General features: G+C 39.9%; 23 protein-coding genes and 1 pseudogene. 19 read left to right on the top strand and 5 right to left on the bottom strand.

Going from position 1 to position 22,876, the window contains the following annotated elements:
- Positions 1-98 precede the first annotated feature (98 nt).
- Positions 99-1,019 carry a cytochrome c oxidase assembly factor CtaG gene (ctaG, locus tag HPC67_RS01705; RefSeq protein ID WP_217585707.1) on the top strand — a complete coding sequence of 307 codons (921 nt, stop codon included), beginning with the start codon at positions 99-101 and terminating at the stop codon, positions 1,017-1,019.
- 94 nt (positions 1,020-1,113) lie between these two features.
- Here the strand turns inward: ctaG and ytvI are convergent, their stop codons facing one another.
- Both ytvI and HPC67_RS01695 read right to left on the bottom strand, forming a co-directional pair.
- A complete protein-coding gene (gene ytvI / locus HPC67_RS01700) occupies positions 1,114-2,172 on the bottom strand; it encodes a sporulation integral membrane protein YtvI (RefSeq protein WP_217585706.1) in 1,059 nt (352 codons plus the stop codon).
- Positions 2,173-2,358: 186 nt separating this feature from the next.
- Entirely contained in the window at positions 2,359-2,772 is a 414-nt protein-coding gene (locus HPC67_RS01695) for a YugN family protein (protein ID WP_217585705.1), read from the bottom strand.
- 183 nt (positions 2,773-2,955) lie between these two features.
- On the opposite strand from HPC67_RS01695, the gene ylbD reads away from it, so the two are divergent.
- The 6 genes and pseudogenes from ylbD (at position 2,956) to coaD (ending at position 5,776) form a co-directional block, all read left to right on the top strand.
- Positions 2,956-3,381, top strand: coding sequence for a YlbD family protein (gene ylbD / locus HPC67_RS01690; protein WP_217585704.1), 426 nt, complete (start codon positions 2,956-2,958; stop codon positions 3,379-3,381).
- 15 nt (positions 3,382-3,396) lie between these two features.
- Positions 3,397-3,633: a YlbE-like family protein gene (locus HPC67_RS01685; RefSeq protein WP_217585703.1), complete on the top strand. Its 237-nt coding sequence runs from the start codon at positions 3,397-3,399 to the stop codon at positions 3,631-3,633.
- An 82-nt stretch (positions 3,634-3,715) separates the two neighbouring features.
- Positions 3,716-4,143: pseudogene (locus HPC67_RS15965) on the top strand (YlbF/YmcA family competence regulator).
- 35 nt (positions 4,144-4,178) lie between these two features.
- The gene (locus HPC67_RS01675) at positions 4,179-4,454 is read left to right on the top strand and encodes a YlbG family protein (RefSeq protein WP_217585702.1); all 276 of its coding nucleotides are present in this window, start codon (positions 4,179-4,181) and stop codon (positions 4,452-4,454) included.
- Positions 4,455-4,716: 262 nt separating this feature from the next.
- Complete coding sequence (gene rsmD / locus HPC67_RS01670) at positions 4,717-5,295, top strand: 16S rRNA (guanine(966)-N(2))-methyltransferase RsmD (RefSeq protein WP_217585701.1); 579 nt, start codon at positions 4,717-4,719, stop codon at positions 5,293-5,295.
- Positions 5,288-5,776 (top strand): pantetheine-phosphate adenylyltransferase, encoded by a 489-nt coding sequence (gene coaD, locus HPC67_RS01665; RefSeq protein WP_217585700.1) that lies wholly within the window; start codon positions 5,288-5,290, stop codon positions 5,774-5,776. Before rsmD ends, coaD begins: the two co-directional genes overlap by 8 nt.
- 159 nt (positions 5,777-5,935) lie before the next feature.
- Here the strand turns inward: coaD and ylbJ are convergent, their stop codons facing one another.
- Entirely contained in the window at positions 5,936-7,138 is a 1,203-nt protein-coding gene (gene ylbJ, locus HPC67_RS01660) for a sporulation integral membrane protein YlbJ (protein WP_281417487.1), read from the bottom strand.
- A gap of 193 nt (positions 7,139-7,331) precedes the next feature.
- On the opposite strand from ylbJ, the gene HPC67_RS01655 reads away from it, so the two are divergent.
- The gene (locus HPC67_RS01655; RefSeq protein WP_217585699.1) at positions 7,332-8,357 is read left to right on the top strand and encodes a SepM family pheromone-processing serine protease; all 1,026 of its coding nucleotides are present in this window, start codon (positions 7,332-7,334) and stop codon (positions 8,355-8,357) included.
- Positions 8,358-8,422: 65 nt separating this feature from the next.
- On the opposite strand, the gene HPC67_RS01650 is transcribed toward HPC67_RS01655, so the two are convergent.
- Positions 8,423-9,649: a nucleotidyltransferase gene (locus HPC67_RS01650; RefSeq protein WP_217585698.1), complete on the bottom strand. Its 1,227-nt coding sequence runs from the start codon at positions 9,647-9,649 to the stop codon at positions 8,423-8,425.
- 243 nt (positions 9,650-9,892) lie between these two features.
- On the opposite strand from HPC67_RS01650, the gene HPC67_RS01645 reads away from it, so the two are divergent.
- From HPC67_RS01645 to HPC67_RS01630, 4 genes are all read left to right on the top strand, one after another.
- A complete protein-coding gene (locus HPC67_RS01645; protein ID WP_217585697.1) occupies positions 9,893-10,417 on the top strand; it encodes a YceD family protein in 525 nt (174 codons plus the stop codon).
- A 38-nt stretch (positions 10,418-10,455) separates the two neighbouring features.
- Entirely contained in the window at positions 10,456-10,629 is a 174-nt protein-coding gene (rpmF, locus tag HPC67_RS01640; protein WP_217585696.1) for a 50S ribosomal protein L32, read from the top strand.
- Between the two features lie 133 nt (positions 10,630-10,762).
- Positions 10,763-11,542 carry an enoyl-CoA hydratase/isomerase family protein gene (locus tag HPC67_RS01635; protein ID WP_217585695.1) on the top strand — a complete coding sequence of 260 codons (780 nt, stop codon included), beginning with the start codon at positions 10,763-10,765 and terminating at the stop codon, positions 11,540-11,542.
- A gap of 71 nt (positions 11,543-11,613) precedes the next feature.
- On the top strand, positions 11,614-12,099 hold the full coding sequence (locus HPC67_RS01630) for an RsfA family transcriptional regulator (RefSeq protein ID WP_217585694.1): 486 nt from the start codon (positions 11,614-11,616) through the stop codon (positions 12,097-12,099).
- Between the two features lie 448 nt (positions 12,100-12,547).
- Here the strand turns inward: HPC67_RS01630 and HPC67_RS01625 are convergent, their stop codons facing one another.
- Positions 12,548-13,021: an N-acetyltransferase gene (locus tag HPC67_RS01625; protein ID WP_217585693.1), complete on the bottom strand. Its 474-nt coding sequence runs from the start codon at positions 13,019-13,021 to the stop codon at positions 12,548-12,550.
- Between the two features lie 246 nt (positions 13,022-13,267).
- Between HPC67_RS01625 and bshC the strand changes: the two genes are divergently transcribed.
- The 7 genes from bshC (at position 13,268) to HPC67_RS01590 (ending at position 22,875) form a co-directional block, all read left to right on the top strand.
- Entirely contained in the window at positions 13,268-14,896 is a 1,629-nt protein-coding gene (gene bshC / locus HPC67_RS01620) for a bacillithiol biosynthesis cysteine-adding enzyme BshC (RefSeq protein WP_217585692.1), read from the top strand.
- Between the two features lie 211 nt (positions 14,897-15,107).
- Positions 15,108-15,539 (top strand): division/cell wall cluster transcriptional repressor MraZ, encoded by a 432-nt coding sequence (gene mraZ, locus HPC67_RS01615; RefSeq protein WP_217585691.1) that lies wholly within the window; start codon positions 15,108-15,110, stop codon positions 15,537-15,539.
- A 50-nt stretch (positions 15,540-15,589) separates the two neighbouring features.
- Positions 15,590-16,528 carry a 16S rRNA (cytosine(1402)-N(4))-methyltransferase RsmH gene (gene rsmH / locus HPC67_RS01610; RefSeq protein ID WP_217585690.1) on the top strand — a complete coding sequence of 313 codons (939 nt, stop codon included), beginning with the start codon at positions 15,590-15,592 and terminating at the stop codon, positions 16,526-16,528.
- 30 nt (positions 16,529-16,558) lie between these two features.
- Entirely contained in the window at positions 16,559-16,936 is a 378-nt protein-coding gene (gene ftsL / locus HPC67_RS01605; RefSeq protein ID WP_217585689.1) for a cell division protein FtsL, read from the top strand.
- 6 nt (positions 16,937-16,942) lie between these two features.
- On the top strand, positions 16,943-19,183 hold the full coding sequence (locus HPC67_RS01600; protein WP_343327785.1) for a penicillin-binding protein: 2,241 nt from the start codon (positions 16,943-16,945) through the stop codon (positions 19,181-19,183).
- Positions 19,184-19,257: 74 nt separating this feature from the next.
- Positions 19,258-21,201, top strand: a complete 1,944-nt coding sequence (locus tag HPC67_RS01595; protein ID WP_217585688.1) for a stage V sporulation protein D — start codon at positions 19,258-19,260, stop codon at positions 21,199-21,201.
- A gap of 201 nt (positions 21,202-21,402) precedes the next feature.
- Positions 21,403-22,875 (top strand): UDP-N-acetylmuramoyl-L-alanyl-D-glutamate--2,6-diaminopimelate ligase, encoded by a 1,473-nt coding sequence (locus tag HPC67_RS01590; protein WP_217585687.1) that lies wholly within the window; start codon positions 21,403-21,405, stop codon positions 22,873-22,875.
- Position 22,876: the final 1 nt, after the last annotated feature.

Below are 22,876 nucleotides of genomic sequence, written 5' to 3'. Positions count from 1 at the left end.
GCTGTCTTTTTAATTCACTTCTTATGCATTAAAGTGTGAAGTGTATTAAAATAGGCGTGAATGAGTTTCATTGCATGGCTATAAAGGAGTGATACGAGATGTGGCTTGACCTACAGATTTTCGGATTTCGTGCTTTGTGGAGCCCTTATTTTTTTCTGTTTGTCCTTACACTGGGCATCGCATATTATTTGATAACAGGACCATACCGTAAATCTTTTTCTACAGAAGCTGAAAAACCAACATCGAAGCAACAAGTGTATTTTTATACGGCACTCATATTGCTTTATGTTGTTAAAGGCGGGCCGGTTGATCTGTTATCTCACATTATGCTAACTGCTCATATGACTCAAATGGCAATTTATTACCTTGTGTTTCCGATTCTCATATTGAAAAGTGTTCCAGAGTGGATTTGGATAAAGGTTACAAATCTATCGGTGATCAAGCCAATATTTAAATTGGTTACAAAACCACTTATTTCTCTATTGTTATTTAACGCGTTATTTTCATTGTATCATTTACCGGCAGTTTTTAATTTTGCTAAGTCAGGCCAGCTTGAGCATACGTCAATGTCTCTACTGATCTTGTTTTCGGCGTTTGTAATGTGGTGGCCGATTGTGGCCCCTATCAAACAGCAAGATACCATATCACCTTTATTGAAAATGGGTTATATTGTCGGGGGGAGTGTATTAATTACCCCAGCGTGTGTATTAATTATTTTTTCGGATGTACCTTTATACTCGACATACAGCTCACAAGGTGCTTGGATTCAAGCTTTAAGCTTATGTGTACCGGGCAATGTACTCGATGGGCTGCAGTTTCCGATATCAGGACCAGAAATGTTTTCTTCAATGAATATTTTGGAAGATCAACAATTAGGTGGAATTGTTATGAAAATCATGCAAGAAATCGTTTATGGGACAATGATTGGTCGAATCTTTTTCAAGTGGTTCAACAAAGAAAGTCTGAAAGTTGATCCACTTCCTTCGCATCAGCAAGCAGAGCATGTTCATACAGTATAATATAATGATAAAAGGAGTTGACTGATTGATGTCAACTCCTTTTATCTGTGTTTAACAGACGAAATCGGTTATCGTCTGTATTCTTGCTAAAATGCTAGATTTTGACGTTCCATTTAATAATGCCTGCTTCTCGAGCAGAAGTAAACGCAATAACTAATAATGGTCCTAAAATGAATCCAAGTAATCCCATCAATTTCAAGCCTAGGAACATCGCAATTAATGTGGCCAATGGAGACAAGCCGATTTGCTGTCCCATTACTTTTGGTTCCACTGTACGTCTAACCCCTAGTAAAATAATGGTTAGTATCGCCAACTGAACACCCATTTCAATATTGCCTGACAAAAACATAAACAAGGACCAAGGTCCGAGAATGATGATTGAGCCAATAATTGGAATCATATCGACTATCCAAATAATGATAGACATAATGAATGCAACTTCAGGCGCAATAAATAAAAGTCCAATGAGTGAGATGAAAAAAATAAAAATACTGACGAAGAACTGAGCCTTTAAAAATCCAAGGATGACGCTGGCTAATCGATTCGTCATAAACGATACCTTTTCCGCAGTCTCATCGGTGAACATGTTGTATACCTTTGCTTTAAGGATTGGTAGTTCTAACATAAATAAGAACAAGGCAATTAAGTAAACTAAAAACGCGATTAAATAGTTTGGAACACTTGTGAACACTTGAGCGATAGAATCGAGTGTTATTTTTTCTTTTGCTGTTTGACTCAATGATGTGACATTCTCTTCGAAGCTACTCATGACTTGATTGACAAATTCAGTTGGAAGGTTTTGGGCGTATGATTCAAAATTGCGCTCCCATTCTTCGTAAACGTCATTAAGTTGGTTAAAGTAAGTTGGTACTTCTTCAACAAATGTAATCACTTGTGAAATGGACTTCGTGACAACGAAGGTTCCGAGCAAGCTAATCATGAGCACAAAAAGAATAAAGACAATGGCAACGGCCATTTTCCGACTGGCTTTTAACCCTTTCTGCAGCATCCGTATAACAGGATTCAAACTGAGTGCTGTTATAAAGGCAAGAATAAGCGGAACAGAGATAGGTAGGATAAAGTAAAAAGAAAGTACCATTAAAATGATTAAAAAGATGATGGTCCATTGGCGTTTTGTAATAAACCGGAACAAGTTGATCGAAAGTCTCCTTTCTCAATGTATCTATAAAGAAATATAGCATTAAATGACGACTTTGAACAGATGTTTACACGAGTATTTACAACTTTAATAAGTCAAATTTACAAGTCGTTTAACGAAACACATATGACCGGTAAAAAAACCGACGCTCTCAAAAAGATGAGTGTCGGTTTGTGCCATTTAATTTGTTTGCTGTAATTCGGACCCCTGATGATCATCTTGGGGCTGTATGTCTTGATGTTCACTAATATCTGAAGTGACATTTTGTAAAAGCTTTTTAGCCCGCTCAATCAAGTTTTCAGGGAAATCCTCTTCTTCTCCATACTCTATACCATGCGGGTAATAGTGCTTACCTAAAAGTGGTGTTTTAAGCTTGATAACAGCAGTTTTGCGGTCGACATCACCTTCTATGGCATAACCTTGAACCCGAATGTAATATGTGATGTTTTTTTCTTTTGAGCCAACTTTATAATCATAAGTAACCCGCTCATAATCCCATTGGCCGGCACGGATAAATGCGTGATTAGCCATTAATTGATCTAATACTTTTATATCTATGATCATATCCTCAATGCCTAAGTTTTCTATTCTCATTCTACTCACCCCTTATTATATATCTATACATATAATGCTATCATAATATGAAATTATTGAAGTTGCAATGAATTAGATGCGCATCATGCGTAGGGGGTGTTAGACGCTCACTATCGTTCACATTGGGATTTAATCACGCATATATTAGCATGAGCCAAGAGATTGTGGAGTGGGGTGATTACGTTGACAGAGAAAGATTTACATCCGCAAGTACGTGAATTTAAAGCATTTATAAATCGGCATCCTAAATTAATCGAGTCTATAAGAAAAAGTGGCCGCTCATGGCAAGAGTACTATGAAAAGTGGACTCTGCTAGGTGAGGATGACCCGTACTGGAATAGCTATAAATCTGACGATCATAAAGTAAATGAAAAAAAGGAAGAAAAAGAAACGGATACAAAGAAACAGACGGAAATGTTCGAGCAATTAAAAAAGTTAACGGAAACCGTTGATTTAGATAAAATTCAAAAGCATGCATACCAACTCAGTGGAACGATTAATACGATCCAAGAGCTTATTGGTCAATTTCAAGATACTAAGAAAAGCCAGTTACCTCAGTTGCCGATCAAGCCAGACCGTGATCCATCTTATGATTGGTTTAAAGACTAGAGGAGGAATGAGCTGATGCAACCCTATGTATATGAGGCTTTACAAAATCGTCCTGATTTATTGCACGTCGTTAGGCATCGGCCAGAGTGGTACCGAATATTGACCCGGGAACCAGAAAAGCTGGTTGATCTCGAGAAAGCAGCAAAAGAATTTTATGGAAAAACGATGACACAACGTATTGAAAGGTTTGGGCAAAGGGCCGATATGGTTAACATGCTTATTCAAATGGCTGGAATTATGAAAGGATCATAGTAGGAAATAAAATGAATTGTACTTTCTCCCGACTTTTCATCCGTTCATTAAAATGGTAACATGTTTGGTAGAGGTGATTGACATGATTGCAACGATGGAATATGTAGATGTTTTAGATTGCAGTGAAGCGCTAGGTAAAATGATTTTGCAGTCAGACGTCATGGAAGCTTATCAACAAGCCAAAAAAGACATGAATGAAGATAAACAGGCACAACACTATATAAAAGCGTTTAATGATTTAAAGGCAGACTATGATTTGGTACGTATCATCCTGATTATAATGAGATTATGAAGCGTATTAGAGCGGCCAAACGAGCTATGGATATGCACGACACCATTGCGGCATTTAAAATTGCTGAGCGTTCTTTACAAGCTTTGCTTGATGATGTGAGTGGTCTGATTGCTCATAGTGTGAGTGAGAATGTTAAAGCACCAAAAGATGGCGCTGCGCTCTCAGACAGCGGATGTGGCTGCGGGAGTGGCGGTACATGCGGCTGTCAAGCATCATAATAGTCGATATGTATATATAGATTGGTGGGGATAAAATGATTAAAGAACGACAAGGTTTGGTTATATGGTTTCAGCATATGAAAAATACGAAACATATTAAGCGGTACGGTCATTTAATTCATGTATCAAAAAAGCTAAAATATGCGGTATTGTATGTGGACCGTGATCAAATCGATATAGTAGAACAAAAGCTGTTACGTCAATCATTTATTTCAAAAATAGAACGCTCCTACAAACCATTTGTTCAAACAAACTTTGAAAATGCAAAAGTGGACAAAGCAAAAGAATATGATTATAAAATGGGAATATAAAAAAACCTGCAGACACTGATCTGCAGGTCCTTTTTTGTCTTCTCCATAGAAAACAAAAAAGCAAAGGGAGAGGAGAAACCGGAAGAAAACTTATGGGGAAGTGTAAGTCTTCTCCGTGTTCTAAAACAGTCAAATGCATGTTATGACTGCTTCAGTATAGTATTATTGACGAAGGGTGTAATAATATACATGGTAGTTATCATGTTTTACACACTAATATTTTATGGTAGGATAAGATCAGGCTATATAATGAGGTGAAAACATGCGTGTCATATCGGGAAATCTAAAGGGACGCCCGTTAAAGGCTGTACCAGGAAAAACAACAAGACCGACAGCAGATAAAGTGAAGGAATCGGTATTTCAAGTAATGGGTCCGTATTTTACAGGTGGCCGATGCCTCGATTTATTCGCTGGTAGTGGCGGGTTAGGAATCGAAGCCATTAGTAGAGGGATGGATACGTGTGTGTTCGTCGATCAGTCTGGTTTAGCAATAAAGACAATTAATGCAAATGTGGATAATCTCGGTATTAGGGAGCAGTCGGATGTCCACCGGGCAGATGCCAACCGTGCAATCAATGCGCTCGCTAAAAAGGGTAACGCATTTGACCTTATTCTTGTCGACCCGCCTTACAAAAAAGTAAACTATGCTAAAATCATTGAGCGTCTTTTAGAGCATAACTTGTTGGTGGATAAAGGGTTGCTTTATTGTGAACATGACCCATTAGAATTGTTACCTGAATCAACCAATCAGTTATCGATTATTAAACAGGCGCAATATGGACAAACAATTGCAGTAACAATTTATGAATTCTCAAGAGAAGGAGAACAGATCCATGAATAGACTTGCGATATGTCCAGGTAGTTTTGACCCAGTGACATATGGACACCTTGATATTATTCGCCGTGGTGCACGTGTATTTGATGAAGTGATTGTAGCAGTATTTAATAATCAAGCAAAACATCCGCTATTCACTGCAGATGAACGTATACATCTATTAAAGGAAGTTACAAAGGATTTACCAAATGTCCGTGTTGATGTTTCAGATGGTTTATTAATTGATTATGCAAAAGAAGTTGGTGCTCATGCAGTACTCCGTGGTTTAAGGGCTGTTAGTGACTTTGAATATGAAATGCAAATAACATCAATGAACCGAAAGCTAGATGAAAATATCGAGACATTCTTTATGATGACGAACAATCAGTATTCATTTTTGAGCTCAAGCATTGTAAAAGAAGTTGCTAAATATAACGGGAATGTGTCAGGACTTGTTCCTAAGCCGGTTGAAGCAGCTCTGCAAGCCAAATATCAGATGAAACAATAATGGGTTATACATAAGAGGCCAACGAATCGCACATAGAGCTTTAAGTTTTGGTGATGTTAGTCAATCTCCACAAGGACTTGAAGACTGTTTCGTCACTTTCTATCCATAAAAATCATCATGCGTTTCAGGGCAATTAATGTTGCTAGCCTCTTCATCACTTTATCGAGTACTGCGACGAGCAAGAATAATAAATGCGATGAAGAGGCTTCCTAATGTCATAACTGGTCCATATTGGCTCATTAATTCTAAGATGTTAGTTGAAGCATCAATAGATGTATTACGGAAGACAAGCATCGTTTCTTCAGGCTCGGTGCTTTGCTTTAAGTAGATCGGTTTATAAAGGAATAAAGTTAAGAGTGAGCTGAACACGCCATGTAAAATTCTTGCAAAGAAATAAGGCTTAAAGCTTATGTCTGTTTTTGCGAGAATGCTTGCGACTTGTGCTTGAACAGAAAAACCATTAAAACCGAGAATGAAGCTGACGACAATGACTTTTGCCAACAACATATCCGTTGACAACTGTGAAATTAACTTTGCCCCAAGGGTGATTTCAAATAATCCAGATATAAATGGTAATGATAATTCTGGTGGCATCATCATGAGCTTAAATAAATATTGGATGTTATAGGCGATAAACGATGAAACACCGATTAAGTGGAGCAGCTTAGTTAATACTGAAAATAAAATGATAAATCCACCGACCATAACGAGTGTTTGGATAGAATGTAACACAGAATCGCCAATAATTTCACCTAACGGACGAGGGTCGTTAAGGCGTGTCCGGTGCATACTTTGGAACGCCTTTTTTATGTTAGGTCGTGTGCGTTTCGTTTCAGAAACCGATTGCTCTCTTTTTTTATAATACCGCATACACAATCCGACAAGTGTGTTACCAATATAATGCGCTAGGGCGAGTAATATACCCAAGTTAGGATCGTGAAAAAATCCAACAGCGACAGCACCGAAAATAAACAATGGACTAGAGGCGTTTGTAAAGGCCACGAGGCGTTCTGCTTCTGTTTTACTTAGTTGCTTTTCTTCCCGTAATCGAGCTGTGATTTTTGCGCCTGATGGGTATCCACTGGCCATGCCCATGGACCAGGCAAAACTGCCTGAGCCTGGTACGTTAAAAAGAGGGCGCATAATAGGCTCAAACAGAGAGCCAATAAATTTGACGACACCGAACCCTATGAGCAATTCAGCCGTAATAAAAAAAGGTAGCAGTGACGGGAATACGACCTCCCACCAAATATTAAGTCCACGAACACTCGCTTCTAGAGATTGTTCTGGATAAATAATTAACGCCAACGCCATACATAAGGCTGACGTGGAAAGCAATAGGGTCATCATTATTTGTTTCAAACTATAGGCCCCCTAATAAAATGAGCTTGGTTCTGTACTTATTGCAGTGTAAATAGTAAACTAATGCTAGCTTTCAGGTGAACGTTATTGTGCTGCAAGATTGAGGACAAGTCTTTTATCAATATACGCATGGAGACGGTGGAAATATGAATAGTACTTATAGACATTTTTTAATATTGGAAGGGGTCATATTATGAGATTGACGAAACGCCATTTATTTGGACTGGTAGCTGTAATCGTTATTGCATTTTTTCTATCAAGCTATAAGCTACCTTATTACATATACAAACCAGGTGGCGCCGATGCTCTCAATCCGATCGTAGAGGTAGCGGATGGGTATGAAAGTAGCGGTGATATGCACCTTGTCACTGTCAGTGGCGGTCAGGCAACTCCGATTCAGTATTTGTTGTCAATGGTTTTGCCGCATCATGAAATTAGGGACCTAGCTGAAGTCTTCCCTGATGATATAACACGAGAAGAGTACATGCATGCTCAATTGGAAATGATGGAAAATTCTCAAGAGGCATCTATGGTTGTTGCATATCAGGCCGCTAACGCAAATATCCAAATTGATTATAATGGCGTTTATGTCGCTCAAATATTTGATCAAATGCCCGCACAAGGTGTATTAGAATCAGGGGACCAAATCATACAAATTAATGGTCAAGATGTTAACAAGGCAGCAGATATGATTGAAATTGTCGATCAGTTGAATGCTGGTGACCCGATTGAGCTTGTCATTAAGCGTGAAGAAGCAACGATGACGAAGCAGATTACCCTTGTAGAATACGAAAACCAAGAGGGTAAAATTGGTATTGGTGTGGGTCTCGTGACAGATCGACATGTTGAAGTAGATCCAAAAGTCACGTTCTCTAGTGGGCGCATAGGTGGCCCAAGTGCAGGGCTTATGTTTTCATTGGAAATTTATGATCAGCTTACTGAGGAGGATGTGACAAAAGGGTACCAAGTTGCCGGGACAGGTCAAATTGATTATGAAGGCAATGTGTACCGGATTGGTGGTGTCGATAAGAAGGTCGTAGCTGCTGATCGAGAAGGTTGCGATATTTTCTTTGCACCAAATGAACAAGGAGATGCCGATTCCAATTATCAAGCAGCAGTAAAAAAAGCTGCAGAAATCGGCACTGATATGGAAATTGTCCCTGTTGACACGTTTAATGATGCCCTTGACTATCTGTCTAAACAATCACCTGCATCATAAAGCTGAGCTGTCATCGGAAAAACAAAGTGTGTTCAGATAACTCTTGATACCGGATTAACAAGCAGCTAGTGTGAGGCATTCATTAAAACGGGACCGCTTAATTCCTGCTTAAAAAGCCTCTTACGTGCCCCAGGCGGTAAAATGCTATAATACACATTGGATACACGTTCTTCGTGAGCGAGCATGTCACAAACACTATTCGAGAGCTTTGTAATCAACGGGACCTGCATCGTTTTCTTAACCTTGTTCAAATATGCTTGGCCATTTTTGGTCATACCCAGTATGCGAACATAAGGTAAAGATGCGTTCGGATCAGACATACGAGCCATATCCGTTTTGGTTGTTCCGGTTAAGATATGGACGAACATGCGTTGTAGCCTCGTCCGCGTATACCGTTTCGTTTTGAGCGCAGTGATCCAAGCCTCAAAAGATTCAGCTGTTTTCGCCGTTTTTTTAATTCGATGTTCAAGCCCCTCGTCGACACCGTGAATGCATGCGAGTTCGCTCAGGGTCATTGTGACCACTTTATAATGTAAATAGGGAAAATAGTGCTCCCAATCATGCCAGATCGAAGCTACGGCTTTATAAGATGTCAGCATATCTCTCATTGTATTTGGTAGGGCACGCGCGGCATCAGTTGTGACACACTTATGCTGCTTGATCTCATTTCTTATACTTGTGGCACTGGCGATATCATGAACGATGGAGGGATCATGATAGTTGCTTTTTGTCCGTTGAATGGTTAGACTTCGAATTGGTAATGTGCGGTCTCTAATTGAGCGAACGTAACTAAAGCCAAGTATATTATTTGGTTTAGCTAGGTCCATATGCTCTGAATCTAATCCAACACTTTTGTATGCCCGTTTGCTTGCCGTGGGAAATGACATGCCCTCGCTTAAACTTTCTTTTAATACGGAACGGTATTCCGTGAAATTATGACTTAATTGCTCGTAGCCGTGTTCAAATTTTTTTATGTCACCTGATTCACTTCCAAAACAAAGTGTATCGACACCTAGCTCATGTAATATGCGCACAGCACCATCCGCAAAATAAGAACTACCTTGCACAGAAAAGACGTAGGGCAGTTCTAAAACGATGTCCGCTCCACCTGAAAGTGCTGCTTGAGCTCTATGAAATTTATCAATAATCGCTGGTTCACCACGCTGTAAAAAAGAACCGCTCATAACGGCGATGATACAGTCAGCACCGGATTCTATTTTGGATTGTTCAATGTGATAGACATGCCCATTATGAAAAGGGTTGTATTCAACAACGAGACCACATGCTTGCATTCAATCAACTCCTGTATCGATTTAATGATATTGTACCAAATTTTGAGTTGTGTTAGAATGACGGCTTAACTCGGAATATTTGTTTATGGGATTGTTGATATCCGATTATTAAATGTCACACCGTGATCATAGACCAACCAACTTTTGACCATATTAGATAATAAATTGCTGTATGTAAAGAAAAAATGTTGACAAAACGTCAAATACAATTTAAAATAACCTTTGTTGCCTGAGGTGATCGTAGTGAAATTTACATTGGGTCAAATTAGGAAGAATGCTTTCAATGAACCGATGACGTTTGATCAGAAAGTCGATGTCTCTGACTTACAGACGATGGATAATGATATTAGAAAAATTGATTTTGTGAGTGTTTACGGCACCTGCTCTTATCAGGGGGACGAGATTGTTTTTTCCTTTAATATAAAGGGTGAAATGATTCTGCCATGTGCCCGAACATTGACAGATGTCGTTTATCCATTCGAAATTAAGGCGAATGAAGTCTTTTCAACATCTTTGTATTATAGTGAAGAGGATGCTGAAAATGACGTTCACCCTGTGGAAGGCGAGACATTGGATTTGGCTCCTATCATAAAGGAGATCATTTTATTGAACGTGCCTTTCCGAGTCTTTTCTAATCAGGCGAATTCAGAAGACAATGTGCCCGTAGAAGGAGAAGGTTGGGCATTTGTATCAGAGGAAAAACTGGAGGAAACAGTGGATCCCCGATTGCAAAAGCTACAATCCTTTTTTAAGGATAAGCCTGAATAAAACAGTTTATATGTTTTCGTACTAAGGAGGTGTTAGTCATGGCAGTACCTAAAAGAAGAACTTCAAAAAAGGTAAAAAACCAACGCCGTACACATAAAAAACTACATGTACCTAATATGGTTGAATGCTCCAACTGTGGTGAACTCACAAAACCACACCATGTGTGCAAAGCATGTGGTCATTATGACGGTAAAGAAGTCGTCAATAACTAATATAGAGATGAGAGAAACAGATCATTCAAATGCTGAATGGTCTGTTTTTTTGAAGGTGTGTATGTTATAGAGCGTTAAGTTATTCCTGATGTGCACAATGTTTCAAAATCAAAAGACAAAAGTAGGGATAAAAATGGAAGCACCACCAATTCAATATGATGTATTTAATGGTTTATATGGTGTTATACGACTGAATCGCCCAAAGAAGCATAATGCAATCTCAGCCGATATGACAGCTATGCTGAAGTCTATCTTAAAGAGAGCGAAGGATGACCCTATCAAATGTCTCGTCATAACTGGTGCAGGAAACAAAACGTTTTGTGCGGGTGGGGATCTAACCCAATTACATAGTGATTTAGAATCGGCTGAAGCTTATAAACTTCTTTCCGCGATGAAAGATGTATTATATGAAATAGTTTCATTTCCAGTCCCAACGATATGTGTGATGAATGGTAATGCTGTCGGTGGAGGGTGTGAGCTTGCAACTGCGTGTGATGTTCGCATCGCTCGATCAAAAACGCAATTTGGCTTTGTGCAAGCTAATCTCGGTATTGCGCCCGGCTGGGGAGGAGGCACGATACTATATGAAAAAGTCCATCCGAGCTTTGCCTATCAATGGCTTATGGAAGGAACGGTTTATGATGTTGATGCGCTACATCAAAAAGGATGGGTTCATCATATATACGACGAAAATGTCCAAGGGGATTTTGCCCATTTGTTGGAAGATTATTTAAACCGCTCCATTGACCAAATGCGCATGCTTAAACAACAATATAAACGGTCACTCTGTTTGGCGGAGTTATCAACGCATATGGATGAAGATGTACGCGCTTGTTCAGACCTTTGGGGGAGTGCGAGACATAAACAAGCGATACATGCTTTTAAGAACAAACACAAATATAATGAAAAATAGGATCTAAAAACAGTTATTCTATCACACCTATCGATTGCATATATTGATAGCAAAAGATAAGGAGTGATGGTATGAATGCAACGCGGCAGGATGCCTGGTCAAGAGATGAAGATATGATATTAGCCGAAACAGTGCTTCGCTATATTCGAGAAGGGAAAACACAGCTTGAAGCATTTAAGGAAGTAGCAAAACAATTATCCCGTACGTCTGCAGCGTGTGGGTTCCGGTGGAATGCTACAATACGAAAGCACTATGAAGAAGCCATACAACAGGCGAAACAAGATCGGAAATCGGGCTTGTCTGAGCAGTTTTCTAAAGGTGAGCAACAACTTGAGTGGGGCGATATCGATCCGATTGAAACGGCCATTCGTATGCTAGAAAACATGAAAAAAGGGGTCTCGCTTCAATCAACTTTATTCAAAGGAGAGGAACAGGCCTTAATTGAGCGCCTAAAAGAGGAAAATGATGCATTAAAACAACAACTCAATCGTTACGATGCAGCGTGGAAAGAAATGGGTAAACTATGGGAATGGGTGACAGACGGTCAAACCGAATAATATGACGTCCGTAATATATATCTTTCTTCCATAACTAAGCGAGACTGGGACATACTTAAAGTTTAACTGAGATGATGAACAATGCTCAAAATTAGCTCAGGCAATATACGTAGACTCCGGTGGGAGCAAAGGCCTAGGCGAGACCCCGCGGTGCGTGGGGATGGAAGGCTAAATCCGCGACGACAATCGCCACGCCTTCATGACCAACATCCGGTTGGCCCGAGGCTCACCGAGGGGGGGTTCGATTAAATACGGTGCGTCCTGCACCAACATCGAACGAGTAACCTCCTGTTACCCCGTGGTCGACTAAGTTCGGTCACGTGCTGTGACCAACGCCGACACTAAACCGTCCTAGTTGTCGGTCCCGTAGTATATTACCGGAGCGGTGGTATTGTTCGTTTTTTTCATTTAATTAAACCTCTTTTGTCCCAGCCTCGTTCACCTATCTTTATTTCTTCTCCTGAACACCTTCAACCATCCAAATGAGAGGATTTTCACTGAGATCTCTTTCCATATCGTAATGTGCCTTTATGAAGCCCATTTTTTCCCAAAATCCCTTTGAATTAACGCGTGGGTTTGTTTTAATCGGTAGATGATAGCTTTTAGCATAATCTACAAGTGCTCGACCAAACCCTTTACCTTGAAAATTGGGAAGAACTTCTAGCTTCCAAAGTTCAAGGTAGTCTTGTGGTGGGTCAAAATAAGCGTCGTATTTAGCTGAGATCTTGTACAAGCTCATTCTCGCCACCAGTGTATCACCGAAGTAAACCCCGTAAAAAGGTGACTCACTATTGTTTTCCACGATGTTGTTTTGCAAGTCTTCAAGCATTGAAAGCTCTTGGTTACCATACTCTCTGAACCGTTTGAATTGTTCTAGCGTCTTATAATTAATTAATAATTGTTCAACCTTTACGCGATTCATATAATCCCCCTTTGTTTTAAATTTATTATTTTTGTATATCTTTTATTATAGTATAATTTCCCTTATAATTAAATGTCGGCACACTTCTGAAAGGAAAAATAAAAATCGCTACTGGATATTTCGTAGGTCTGTGCTTACGTTTCCGATATCCTAATAAATAATGTAAAACAGATTAAATGAAATTTATGAAGTGAATCATGTAAAATACATATCATAATACCTTAACGTAAAAGGAGTATGTGATCGATGGAGATCAATTCAATACAGCTGGAGCCTAGTCAAAGATTTCTAAGTGATTATTATAAACAAACAGACGATATTTTGTCCCATTTTCAATACAACCCATTTCAAGACACAACTTATCGTGAAAGACTTAAAGCGTTACAAAGTAGAGACTATTCCCGTATACAATTGTCTGAAACGCTTTATGAGATGAATGCAAAATGGGGTGCACCAAAAGCGACCTTGTCCAATATTGAAAGGCTCAAAGATGAGGATAGTGTTGTTGTGATTGCTGGACAACAAGCAGGGCTATTAACAGGGCCTTTATATACAATTAATAAGATCATATCAGTTATTCAATTTGCGAAGGATCAAGAGGAAAAACAGAGTGTACCTGTCATACCTGTTTTTTGGATAGCGGGTGAAGATCACGATTTTGCGGAAATTAATCATATTTTCATGCCAAATGATAATGAAATGAAAAAAGTGACTATTGGTCAGTACATACAAGATAAAACACCGGTATCTGATATTACGCTTGACCAAGGGTTAGCAAAAAAGTGGCTTGATAATCTATTTGAATGTATGAGTGAAACAGAGCATACAAAAGACCTTTATCGTACAATTGAACATTGCTTATTGAATGCGACGTCGTATGTTGATTTCTTTGCACGTATTATATATTGTATTTTTCCAGATACAGGTGTCATTTTATTGGATTCTGGAGACAAAGCGCTACGTCAGTTGGAATCAGATTATTTTATTCAGTTGATCCATAATCAGCCTACCGTGGCTCAAGGTGTCCATGAAACTGTTGAACAATTAAAGCAAAAAGGTTACGAGCTCACGTTAGATACAACACCATTTGATGGCCATTTGTTTTATCATAAAGACCAGACACGGTCTCTTTTGATGCGTGATCCTGTCTCCTCTATGTGGACAAGTAAATTGGGCGATATACAGTTGACGACAGAAGAATTGTTAAATGTTGCCAAATTCTCACCAGAACGATTAAGCAATAATGTTGTTAGTCGCCCGCTTATGCAGGAATGGCTCTTTCCTACTTTAGCATTTCTAGGTGGTCCAGGAGAGTTGGCTTACTGGTCGGCCTTAAAGCCGGCTTTTGCTGCATGTCATTTATCCATGCCGCCTGTTTTACCACGTCAATCGTATACATTTGTAAACCGACATATTGAACGATTGTTGCGCAAACATCATATTAACGCTCAAGAAGCAATTACAAACGGTGTAAGCGAGCAAAAAATAAATTGGCTAGCAGCACAGCAAAATCCTCCGATCAAGGATGTTGTTAACGAAATTAAGCGGACTGTTGATTCTGCTCATCGTCCGTTACGAGACATAGCTGAAAATATGCAGCCAGATATGAAGCAACTCGCTCATAAAAACTTACAACATCTAAATAAGACGCTTGATTTTATTGAAAAACGTATGAGCAAGGCCTTGGAAGAAAAATATGCACATACTATTAATGAGTTTGATTTAATCAATATGGCGCTCCGACCAAATAATCAATTTCAAGAGCGTATTTGGTCTCCACTACCATTGATGAATGAGTACGGGATCGACTTTATTCAATCCATATCTCAACAGAGTTGGTCAATGATGAATAAACACTTTGTTGTATATTTATGACGTTTGAATGAACGGTCTACCACCCTCTCCCACGAGAATAGCTTGTAAAACAACCGCCTTTTACCGGAAAATCCGGTCAAAAGGCGGTTGTTTTCATTTGGGAATAGGACTAATGTACCATTTTTAGGATAAGACTAAAAACCTGTCATAAAGATGTGGTAGAAAGTGGGGGGTTGTGGTAGTATTGGGTTAAGAAAGTGGGGCGGCGTATATGTTTATGGGTGAATTCCAACATAATTTTGATGCGAAAGGACGCATAATTGTCCCTGCCAAGTTCCGGGATGGGCTTGGTGAACGCTTTGTTGTCACCCGCGGACTCGATCAGTGCTTATTTGCCTACCCGATGGAAGAATGGAACGTCGTAGAAGAAAAGTTAAAAAAACTCCCACTAACGAAAAAAGACGCGCGTGCATTTACCAGATTTTTCTTTTCAGGCGCAGTCGAATGCGAAGTGGATAAACAGGGGAGAATAAATATACCTCAATCCTTGAGAAACTATGCCACTCTAGAGAAGGAATGTGTTGTCATTGGGGTATCAAACCGGATTGAATTTTGGTCAGCGTCTGTTTGGGACGATTACTTCAATGAATCAGAAGCCTCATTCGATGATATCGCTGAAAACCTTTTAGATTTTGATATTTAATGAACCACTGAATGCGAGACATACATGAATTTAAAAAGTGGGTGTTAGAGTTGTTTGAACATTATAGTGTCCTAAAAAAAGAAACCATTGACGGACTTGATATAAAACCAGAAGGAACATATGTAGATTGTACACTTGGTGGTGGTGGTCACGCGGAAAAGATCGCTGAAGCTTTAGCGAGTAATGGACGTTTGATTGCTTTTGATCAAGATATTGATGCACTTACTGCTGCACAGGAGAGGCTTCGTGCCTATGAGTCATCGATTACATATGTGAATAAAAATTTTCGCCACATCACTTCAGAACTTGAAAGATTAAATATTACAAATGTGGATGGAATTGTATTTGACCTCGGTGTATCCTCACCTCAACTAGACCGAGGAGATAGAGGCTTTAGCTATCAACATGATGCGCGGCTTGATATGCGAATGGATCAAAACAGCGTGTTAACAGCGCATGAGATTGTAAATGAATGGTCATATGGAGATATGGTTAAGATCTTCTTTAAATACGGGGAGGAAAAGTTCTCAAAGCAAATCGCCCGAAAAATTGAACGGTATCGTGAGGCAGAATCGATTGATACAACTTATCAGCTTCGAGATATCATTAAAGATGCGATTCCAGCTCCTGCTAGACGTAAGGGGGGGCACCCAGCTAAACGTGTGTTTCAAGCATTACGAATCGCAGTTAATGATGAATTAAATGCTTTTGAAGATGCACTTCATCAAGCGGCTAAAATTATTGCACCTGGTGGCAGAATCGCTGTTATTACATTTCACTCTCTTGAAGACCGAATATGTAAGCAAACTTTTAAAGCGTTAAGCACACCAAAAAGCATACCTAAAAATGTTCCAGTATTGCCGGAAGCGTATGAAGCGCCTTATAAATTAGTAACGAAAAAACCTGTTATTGCAACAGATATAGAATTAGAAGAAAATCGTCGATCACGTTCAGCAAAGCTACGTATCATCGAGAAGGTCAGTAAATAAAAACTTGTGCAAGAAAGGATGGAAGTCGTAATGAATACAAGTCATGCTCGGAATTGGGAAAAATCATACATACATGAAACCCCTCAACAAAAAACGGTCGTTAAAGTCAAGCAGTCGGGTTGGATTACAAAAGGCGAAAAGATCATTTATGCGTTCATGAGCATAGGCCTATTAGTGGCAGCCGTGTATATTGTAACATTTTCCTCTAATACAGATGCTGTCAATCGTGATGTACAATCGCTAGAGCGCAAGATTACAGCTCAGCAAGTGACAAATGAGAATTTGTTGTTTGAGTTAAAGGAGTTAAAGCGCCCAGAGCGAATTATCCGTATTGCTCGCGAAAATGGCTTGAACATTCAAAATGCTGAAGTCAAGCAAGCTAACTTAGTCAGTGTCCAACCAAGGTGATTGATGATGAAGAAAATGAAGCACAAGCATACACACGTGATGTCGGGTATTTTTATTCTTATATTTGCTTTTGTATTTATGCTGATCGGTGGTCGTTTTTTATACATTCAAGCATCTGGAACCGTCAATGATGTTTCTTTATCGGAATGGGCGCAAAAAATAAGGACGGCATCTTATCCATTGAGTGCAGAGCGTGGTAAAATACTCGATCATAATGGCTTGACGCTTGCTTATGATCATCCAACTTTTACAATATATGCCACGGTGGATGAGGCATACACCGTAAACGAAAAGGAGCCTAAGCATGTCGTTGATGTCGAAACTACGGCAGAGAAGCTTGCTCCTTTTTTGGATGTTGAAAAAAGCTATATCGTCGAACGCATTCAATGGGGAATAGACAACGAAAAGACACAAGTTGAATTCGGGTCTAATGGAAAACAGCTCTCTCAGCAAACGAAGAAAGATATTGAAGCACTGTCGTTACCTGGGATAGGTTTTACGAAACAAGCTATTCGAAATTATCCGAATGGCATGTTCGCTTCTCGAATCATTGGGTTTGCGCAAAAAGATGAATCAGGTGACATTAAAGGTATAACTGGAATGGAAAAGCAAATGGAGGATCTATTGAAGGGAGAAGCTGGACATATATCCTACGAAAGAGATCGCTATGGTGCTAAATTACTAGATCCGAATGAAGTTATTCAAAAGCCTCAAGATGGTCAGGATGTTTATTTAACCCTCGATCAAAAGATCCAAATATTATTAGAGGATTCGATGTCACAGGTTGATGAGACATATGAACCGGAGCGCATGACAGCCATCGTTATGAATCCGAAAACAGGCGAAATTCTGGCTATGAGTAATCGACCGAGCTTCAATCCAAATAATCCTGATCAGATTGAAAACTGGTATAATGATGCCATTTCCACCCCCATTGAACCCGGTTCTACATTGAAGATGGTAACCTGGGCTGCTGCTATCGAATCAGGCAATTACAATGGAGCGGATACATTTAAATCTGGTACTTATAAAGTGAGTGATTTGATAGATACGGTTCATGATCATAATGCAGGTAAAGGGTGGGGAACCATTTCGTTTGACGAAGGTTTTGAACGCTCTTCAAATGTTGCCGCTTCAAAGCTCGTTTGGGAGAATATGGGACCTGACATATTTCTAGACTATTTACATGCATTTGATCTTGATAAAAAAACGAATATTGATCTTCCTGGTGAAGTAGCTGGGAAAATTGTTTATAGATGGCCTTATGAAAAATTAACTGCTGCTTTTGGTCAAGGCAGTACGTATACACCTATGCAAATCATGAAGGCGGCGACTGCGATTGCCAATGACGGTCAAATGATGACACCGTATGTGATTTCTAAGATTGTTAATCCAGCCACAGGAGATGTAGTCCAACAAAACGAACCGAAGAAGGCTGGGCAGCCCATTTCAAAGGAAACCGCACAGCAAGTGATGGGTTTACTAGAAAATGTTGTTTCTGGGGATCATGGAACAGGAAAATCCTTCGCCCTCAAAGGTTATTCGGTAGCTGGCAAAACCGGTACAGCTCAAATAGCCAATCCTGATGGCCCGGGTCATTTATATGGAAGGGAAAACCACATATTCTCTTTTCTTGGAATGGCACCAAAAGATGATCCAAGTTTAATGATGTTTGTCATGGTTAAACAACCGAAACTCGAGCCACATGAATATGGCTCACTCCCAGTTTCTTTCATCTTTAAAAATGTCATGGAAAATAGCTTGCATTATTTGGACATTGAACCGGATAAAGAAACAGGAAATGAGATTAGTGCAGTGGAAATGCCTGAGCTAGTTGATCAATCCGTAGAAAGAGCCCGTCAAATCATTACCGACAAAGGGTTAGAAGCTGTATTTGTAGGGAATGGCAAAACTGTAAAGGGTGTAAACATCACAAAGGGAACGCTCGTAATGCCTGGACAGCGGCTTATTCTATTAACAGACATTCCCGAAATGCCAGACATAATTGGGTGGTCGAAGCGAGATGTTCTGCAATTAGCAGAACTAATGGAATTAGAGGTTGAGATTAAAGGTAACGGATATGTGCACAAGCAGAGTGTTTCAGAAGGTGATCAGATTGATCAAAATACACGTCTCGTAGCAGAATTTGCTGAACCAGAAAAACCGGCTACAGAAATAGAAGAAACAGATGCACCTGATGCGACTAATGAAGCATCTCAAAATGAACTAGACGAAGAAGCGTCTTGACCATATGCAGTGTTCTAATTCAGTTTTTTATTCATATAGTGGATACAAGCCTACCTATGAGAAGGGGATGGATTATGCGGCACGTATCTACTGTAACGATAAGAAAACGGATTGTCACTGCATTTTTTATTGGTCTATTATTGTTTCTGATTATTGATATCCGTCTTGGCTATGTGCAATTTGTCATTGGAAGTGAGCTGCACGAAAAGGCGAACGAATCTTGGACAAGAGATATTTTGTTTGAGGCAGAACGCGGGTTAATCCTTGATGAAACAGGTGCCGTGCTAGCTGAAAATGTCACAGCACCTTCTGTTGTGATCGTTCCAAGACAGGTCAACAACCCTGAAGAAACAGCTCACTATCTAGCAGATATCTTGGACATATCAGAAGCGAAGGCGCTGGAATATGTCACGAAGAATGCATCCAGTGCTAGTATACATCCTGAGGGAAGAAAAATAACTGAAGAACAGGAATTGGTAATTCGAACGCTTGACTTACCCGGCGTCTACCTTGCAAAAGACTCAAAAAGACATTATCCCCATGGAGATGATCTATCTCATGTTCTTGGTTTTGCTGGAATTGATAATCAAGGTCTTATGGGGCTGGAGTTATATTACGATGAACAATTGAGTGGTGAAGCGGGCAGTCTTTCGTATTTTTCAGATGCAAAAGGAAGACGAATGAACACGCTCGCAGATCAATACACCCCGCCTAAGGATGGGTTGAATTTAAAAACAACCATTAATTTTAAAGTACAGTCCATTATTGAACGTGAATTAGATCTTGCAATAGAAAAATATAATCCAGATGGTGCGCTGACCATAGCGATCAATCCTAAAACAGGCGGAGTACTTGGAATGTCTTCTCGACCTAATTTCAACCCCGAATCATATCAGGAAGTGGAGTCAAGCATATATGACCGTAACCTTCCAATTTGGAGTACGTTTGAACCTGGTTCAACGTTCAAGATTATCACATTGGCATCAGCGCTTGAGGAAGATATTGTAGATCTTGAAAACGATCATTATCATGATACAGGATCAATAGAGGTTGGCGGTGCTAAATTACGCTGTTGGAAAAGTGGTGGTCATGGTCATCAAACGTATTTAGAAGTCGTCCAAAATTCCTGTAACCCTGGCTTTGTAAGTTTAGGTCAGGAACTTGGTAAGGGAAGATTATTTTCGTATATTAAGAAGTTCGGATTTGGTCAAAAAACTGGCATTGATCTTCAAGGTGAAGGCAACGGCATTTTATTTGATTTAGATCGGGTCGGTCCTGTTGAACTCGGGACAACAGCCTTTGGTCAAGGTGTATCAGTGACCCCCATTCAACAGGTCATGGCGGTATCAGCTGCCATTAATGGTGGATTCCTTTATGAACCACATATTGCGAATGAATGGCTAGATCCCCAGACTGGTGATGTTGTCGATGTGATTGAACCTAATATGAAGGAGCGTGTCATTTCGGAACAAACATCCGAAAAAATCCGTCATGCACTCGAAAGTGTTGTTGCAAAAGGAACGGGAAGACCTGCATATGTTGAAGGCTATCGTGTGGGTGGAAAAACGGGTACAGCTCAAAAAGTAGGCGCTGATGGTCGTTATATGAAAAACAATTACGTCTTATCCTTCGTCGGATTTGCCCCCGCAGATGATCCGGAAATCGTCGTTTATACGGCAATAGACAACCCGAAAAACACAGTGCAATTTGGAGGTGTCGTTGCTGCCCCTATTGTAGGCAGAATCATTGAAGATAGTTTACAAGCATTGGGGGTTGAGCGGCGCCAAGATGGCATCGATAAATCTTATCAATGGCCAGACCGTCCGAAAGTAGAAGTCCCTAACCTTGTCGGCTTAGAAAAAAGTGAGTTAAATGAATATATGACGGCACTCTCTATAAAAACAAGTGGCAAGGGCACATATATTATTGATCAGCAACCGAAGCCAGGTGTAAAAGTGGATGAAGGAGATACGATACGATTATATTTAGCTGAAAAAAACATCGAGAATGATGAATGATTTTGCTATAATGAATACGTGCGCGAAAATAAACGCATTAACTGAACACACAACCTATACAATGACATGTTATCAGAGCACTCTCACCTATAAAGATATGCGCACATGCGTTTTTTAACTAAAACGCTTTGAAAAATTGGGTAAGGGGGCTTTTATGCATGTTGTATTTAGCTGGTAAACCTAAAAGGTTGGTGTTCTTTAATGGAATTTGCTGAAATGCTATCTGTTTTGTCGTATTATAAAGTGGACCGTACGATTGAAGATATTGATATAAAAGCACTTGAGGATGATTCACGGCGTGTTAACGTAGGCACCTTGTTCATTTGTATAAAGGGTTTTATGGTTGATGGTCATGATTTTGTTGAAGAAGCCATTCATAATGGTGCCGTTGCGATTCTCGCGGAGAGACCGTTAAATGTTAAACAGGTTCCTGTTGTATATGTAGAGGATACGTCTCGCGCAGCAGCTATGCTCGCAGCAAAATTTTATCGTTATCCAACGCAACACCTGCCTGTCATTGGTGTAACAGGCACGAACGGGAAGACGACCGTGACATATTTGCTCGATGCTATCTTCTCTCAACACGGTTTGAAGACAGCGGTTATAGGTACGATACAGTTGAAGATTGGAACTCAAACGTACCCTATAGAAAATACAACTCCAAATGCGTTATATTTACAAAAAATGTTTCGGAAAATGCTCGATAATGGTGTTCATATCGTCATAATGGAAGTGTCATCACACGCACTAGACATGGGGAGACTTTATGGCACACAGTTTACGACGGCTATTTTAACAAACGTATCGCAAGATCATTTAGATTATCATAAAACGATGGAATCGTACATTCACGCCAAGAGTTTGTTATTTGCGCAATTAGGCAATCAATACGATCCGGAAACCCCACTGTTTGCGATCTTGAACACGGATGATGCTGCTTATGAAACAATGAAAAAAAATACAGCTCAGCATGTTGTCACATATGGTCAGTATGGTTCAAGCCAAATTACAGCGGCGAATGTTGAATTGAGACATGATGGTACGACATTCACCCTGCATACGACGGGTGGATCAATTGATATACAGAGTCAATTGCTAGGCCATTTTAATGTGTACAATATGCTGGCAGCCTGTGGTGCAGCCATCGCAAGAGGCGTTCCTTTAGATACAATAAAACAGGCACTGGAAACAATATCAGGGGTAGATGGACGGTTTGAACAAGTCGATGCGGGGCAACCATTTTCCGTCATTGTCGATTATGCACATACACCAGATTCACTCGTTAACGTTTTAAAAACGATTCACAGCTTTGTTGAAGGACGTATATACGTTGTTGTAGGCTGTGGTGGTGATCGTGACCGTACAAAACGCCCCTTAATGGCTCATGCAGCACTTAATCATGCCGATTGGTGTGTGTTTACGTCGGATAATCCACGTACCGAGGATCCTGCAGCCATTTTAGAAGATATGACAGCCGAGCTTACAGAAACGCATTACACCATCATCATGGACCGTAAGCAGGCCATTGAACATGCGATCGCACTGGCAAGTGAAAATGACGTTATTTTAATTGCTGGGAAGGGTCATGAAACATATCAACAGATCGGGCATAAAAAATATACGTTTGATGATAGAAAAGTGGCGTACGATGCCATTCTCAATAAGGAGACATAAT

Source organism: Lentibacillus saliphilus, assembly GCF_019093865.1.
In the GTDB taxonomy this organism is placed as follows: domain Bacteria; phylum Bacillota; class Bacilli; order Bacillales; family Amphibacillaceae; genus Lentibacillus_B; species Lentibacillus_B saliphilus.
This window is presented reverse-complemented; position numbering and strand designations above follow the sequence as displayed.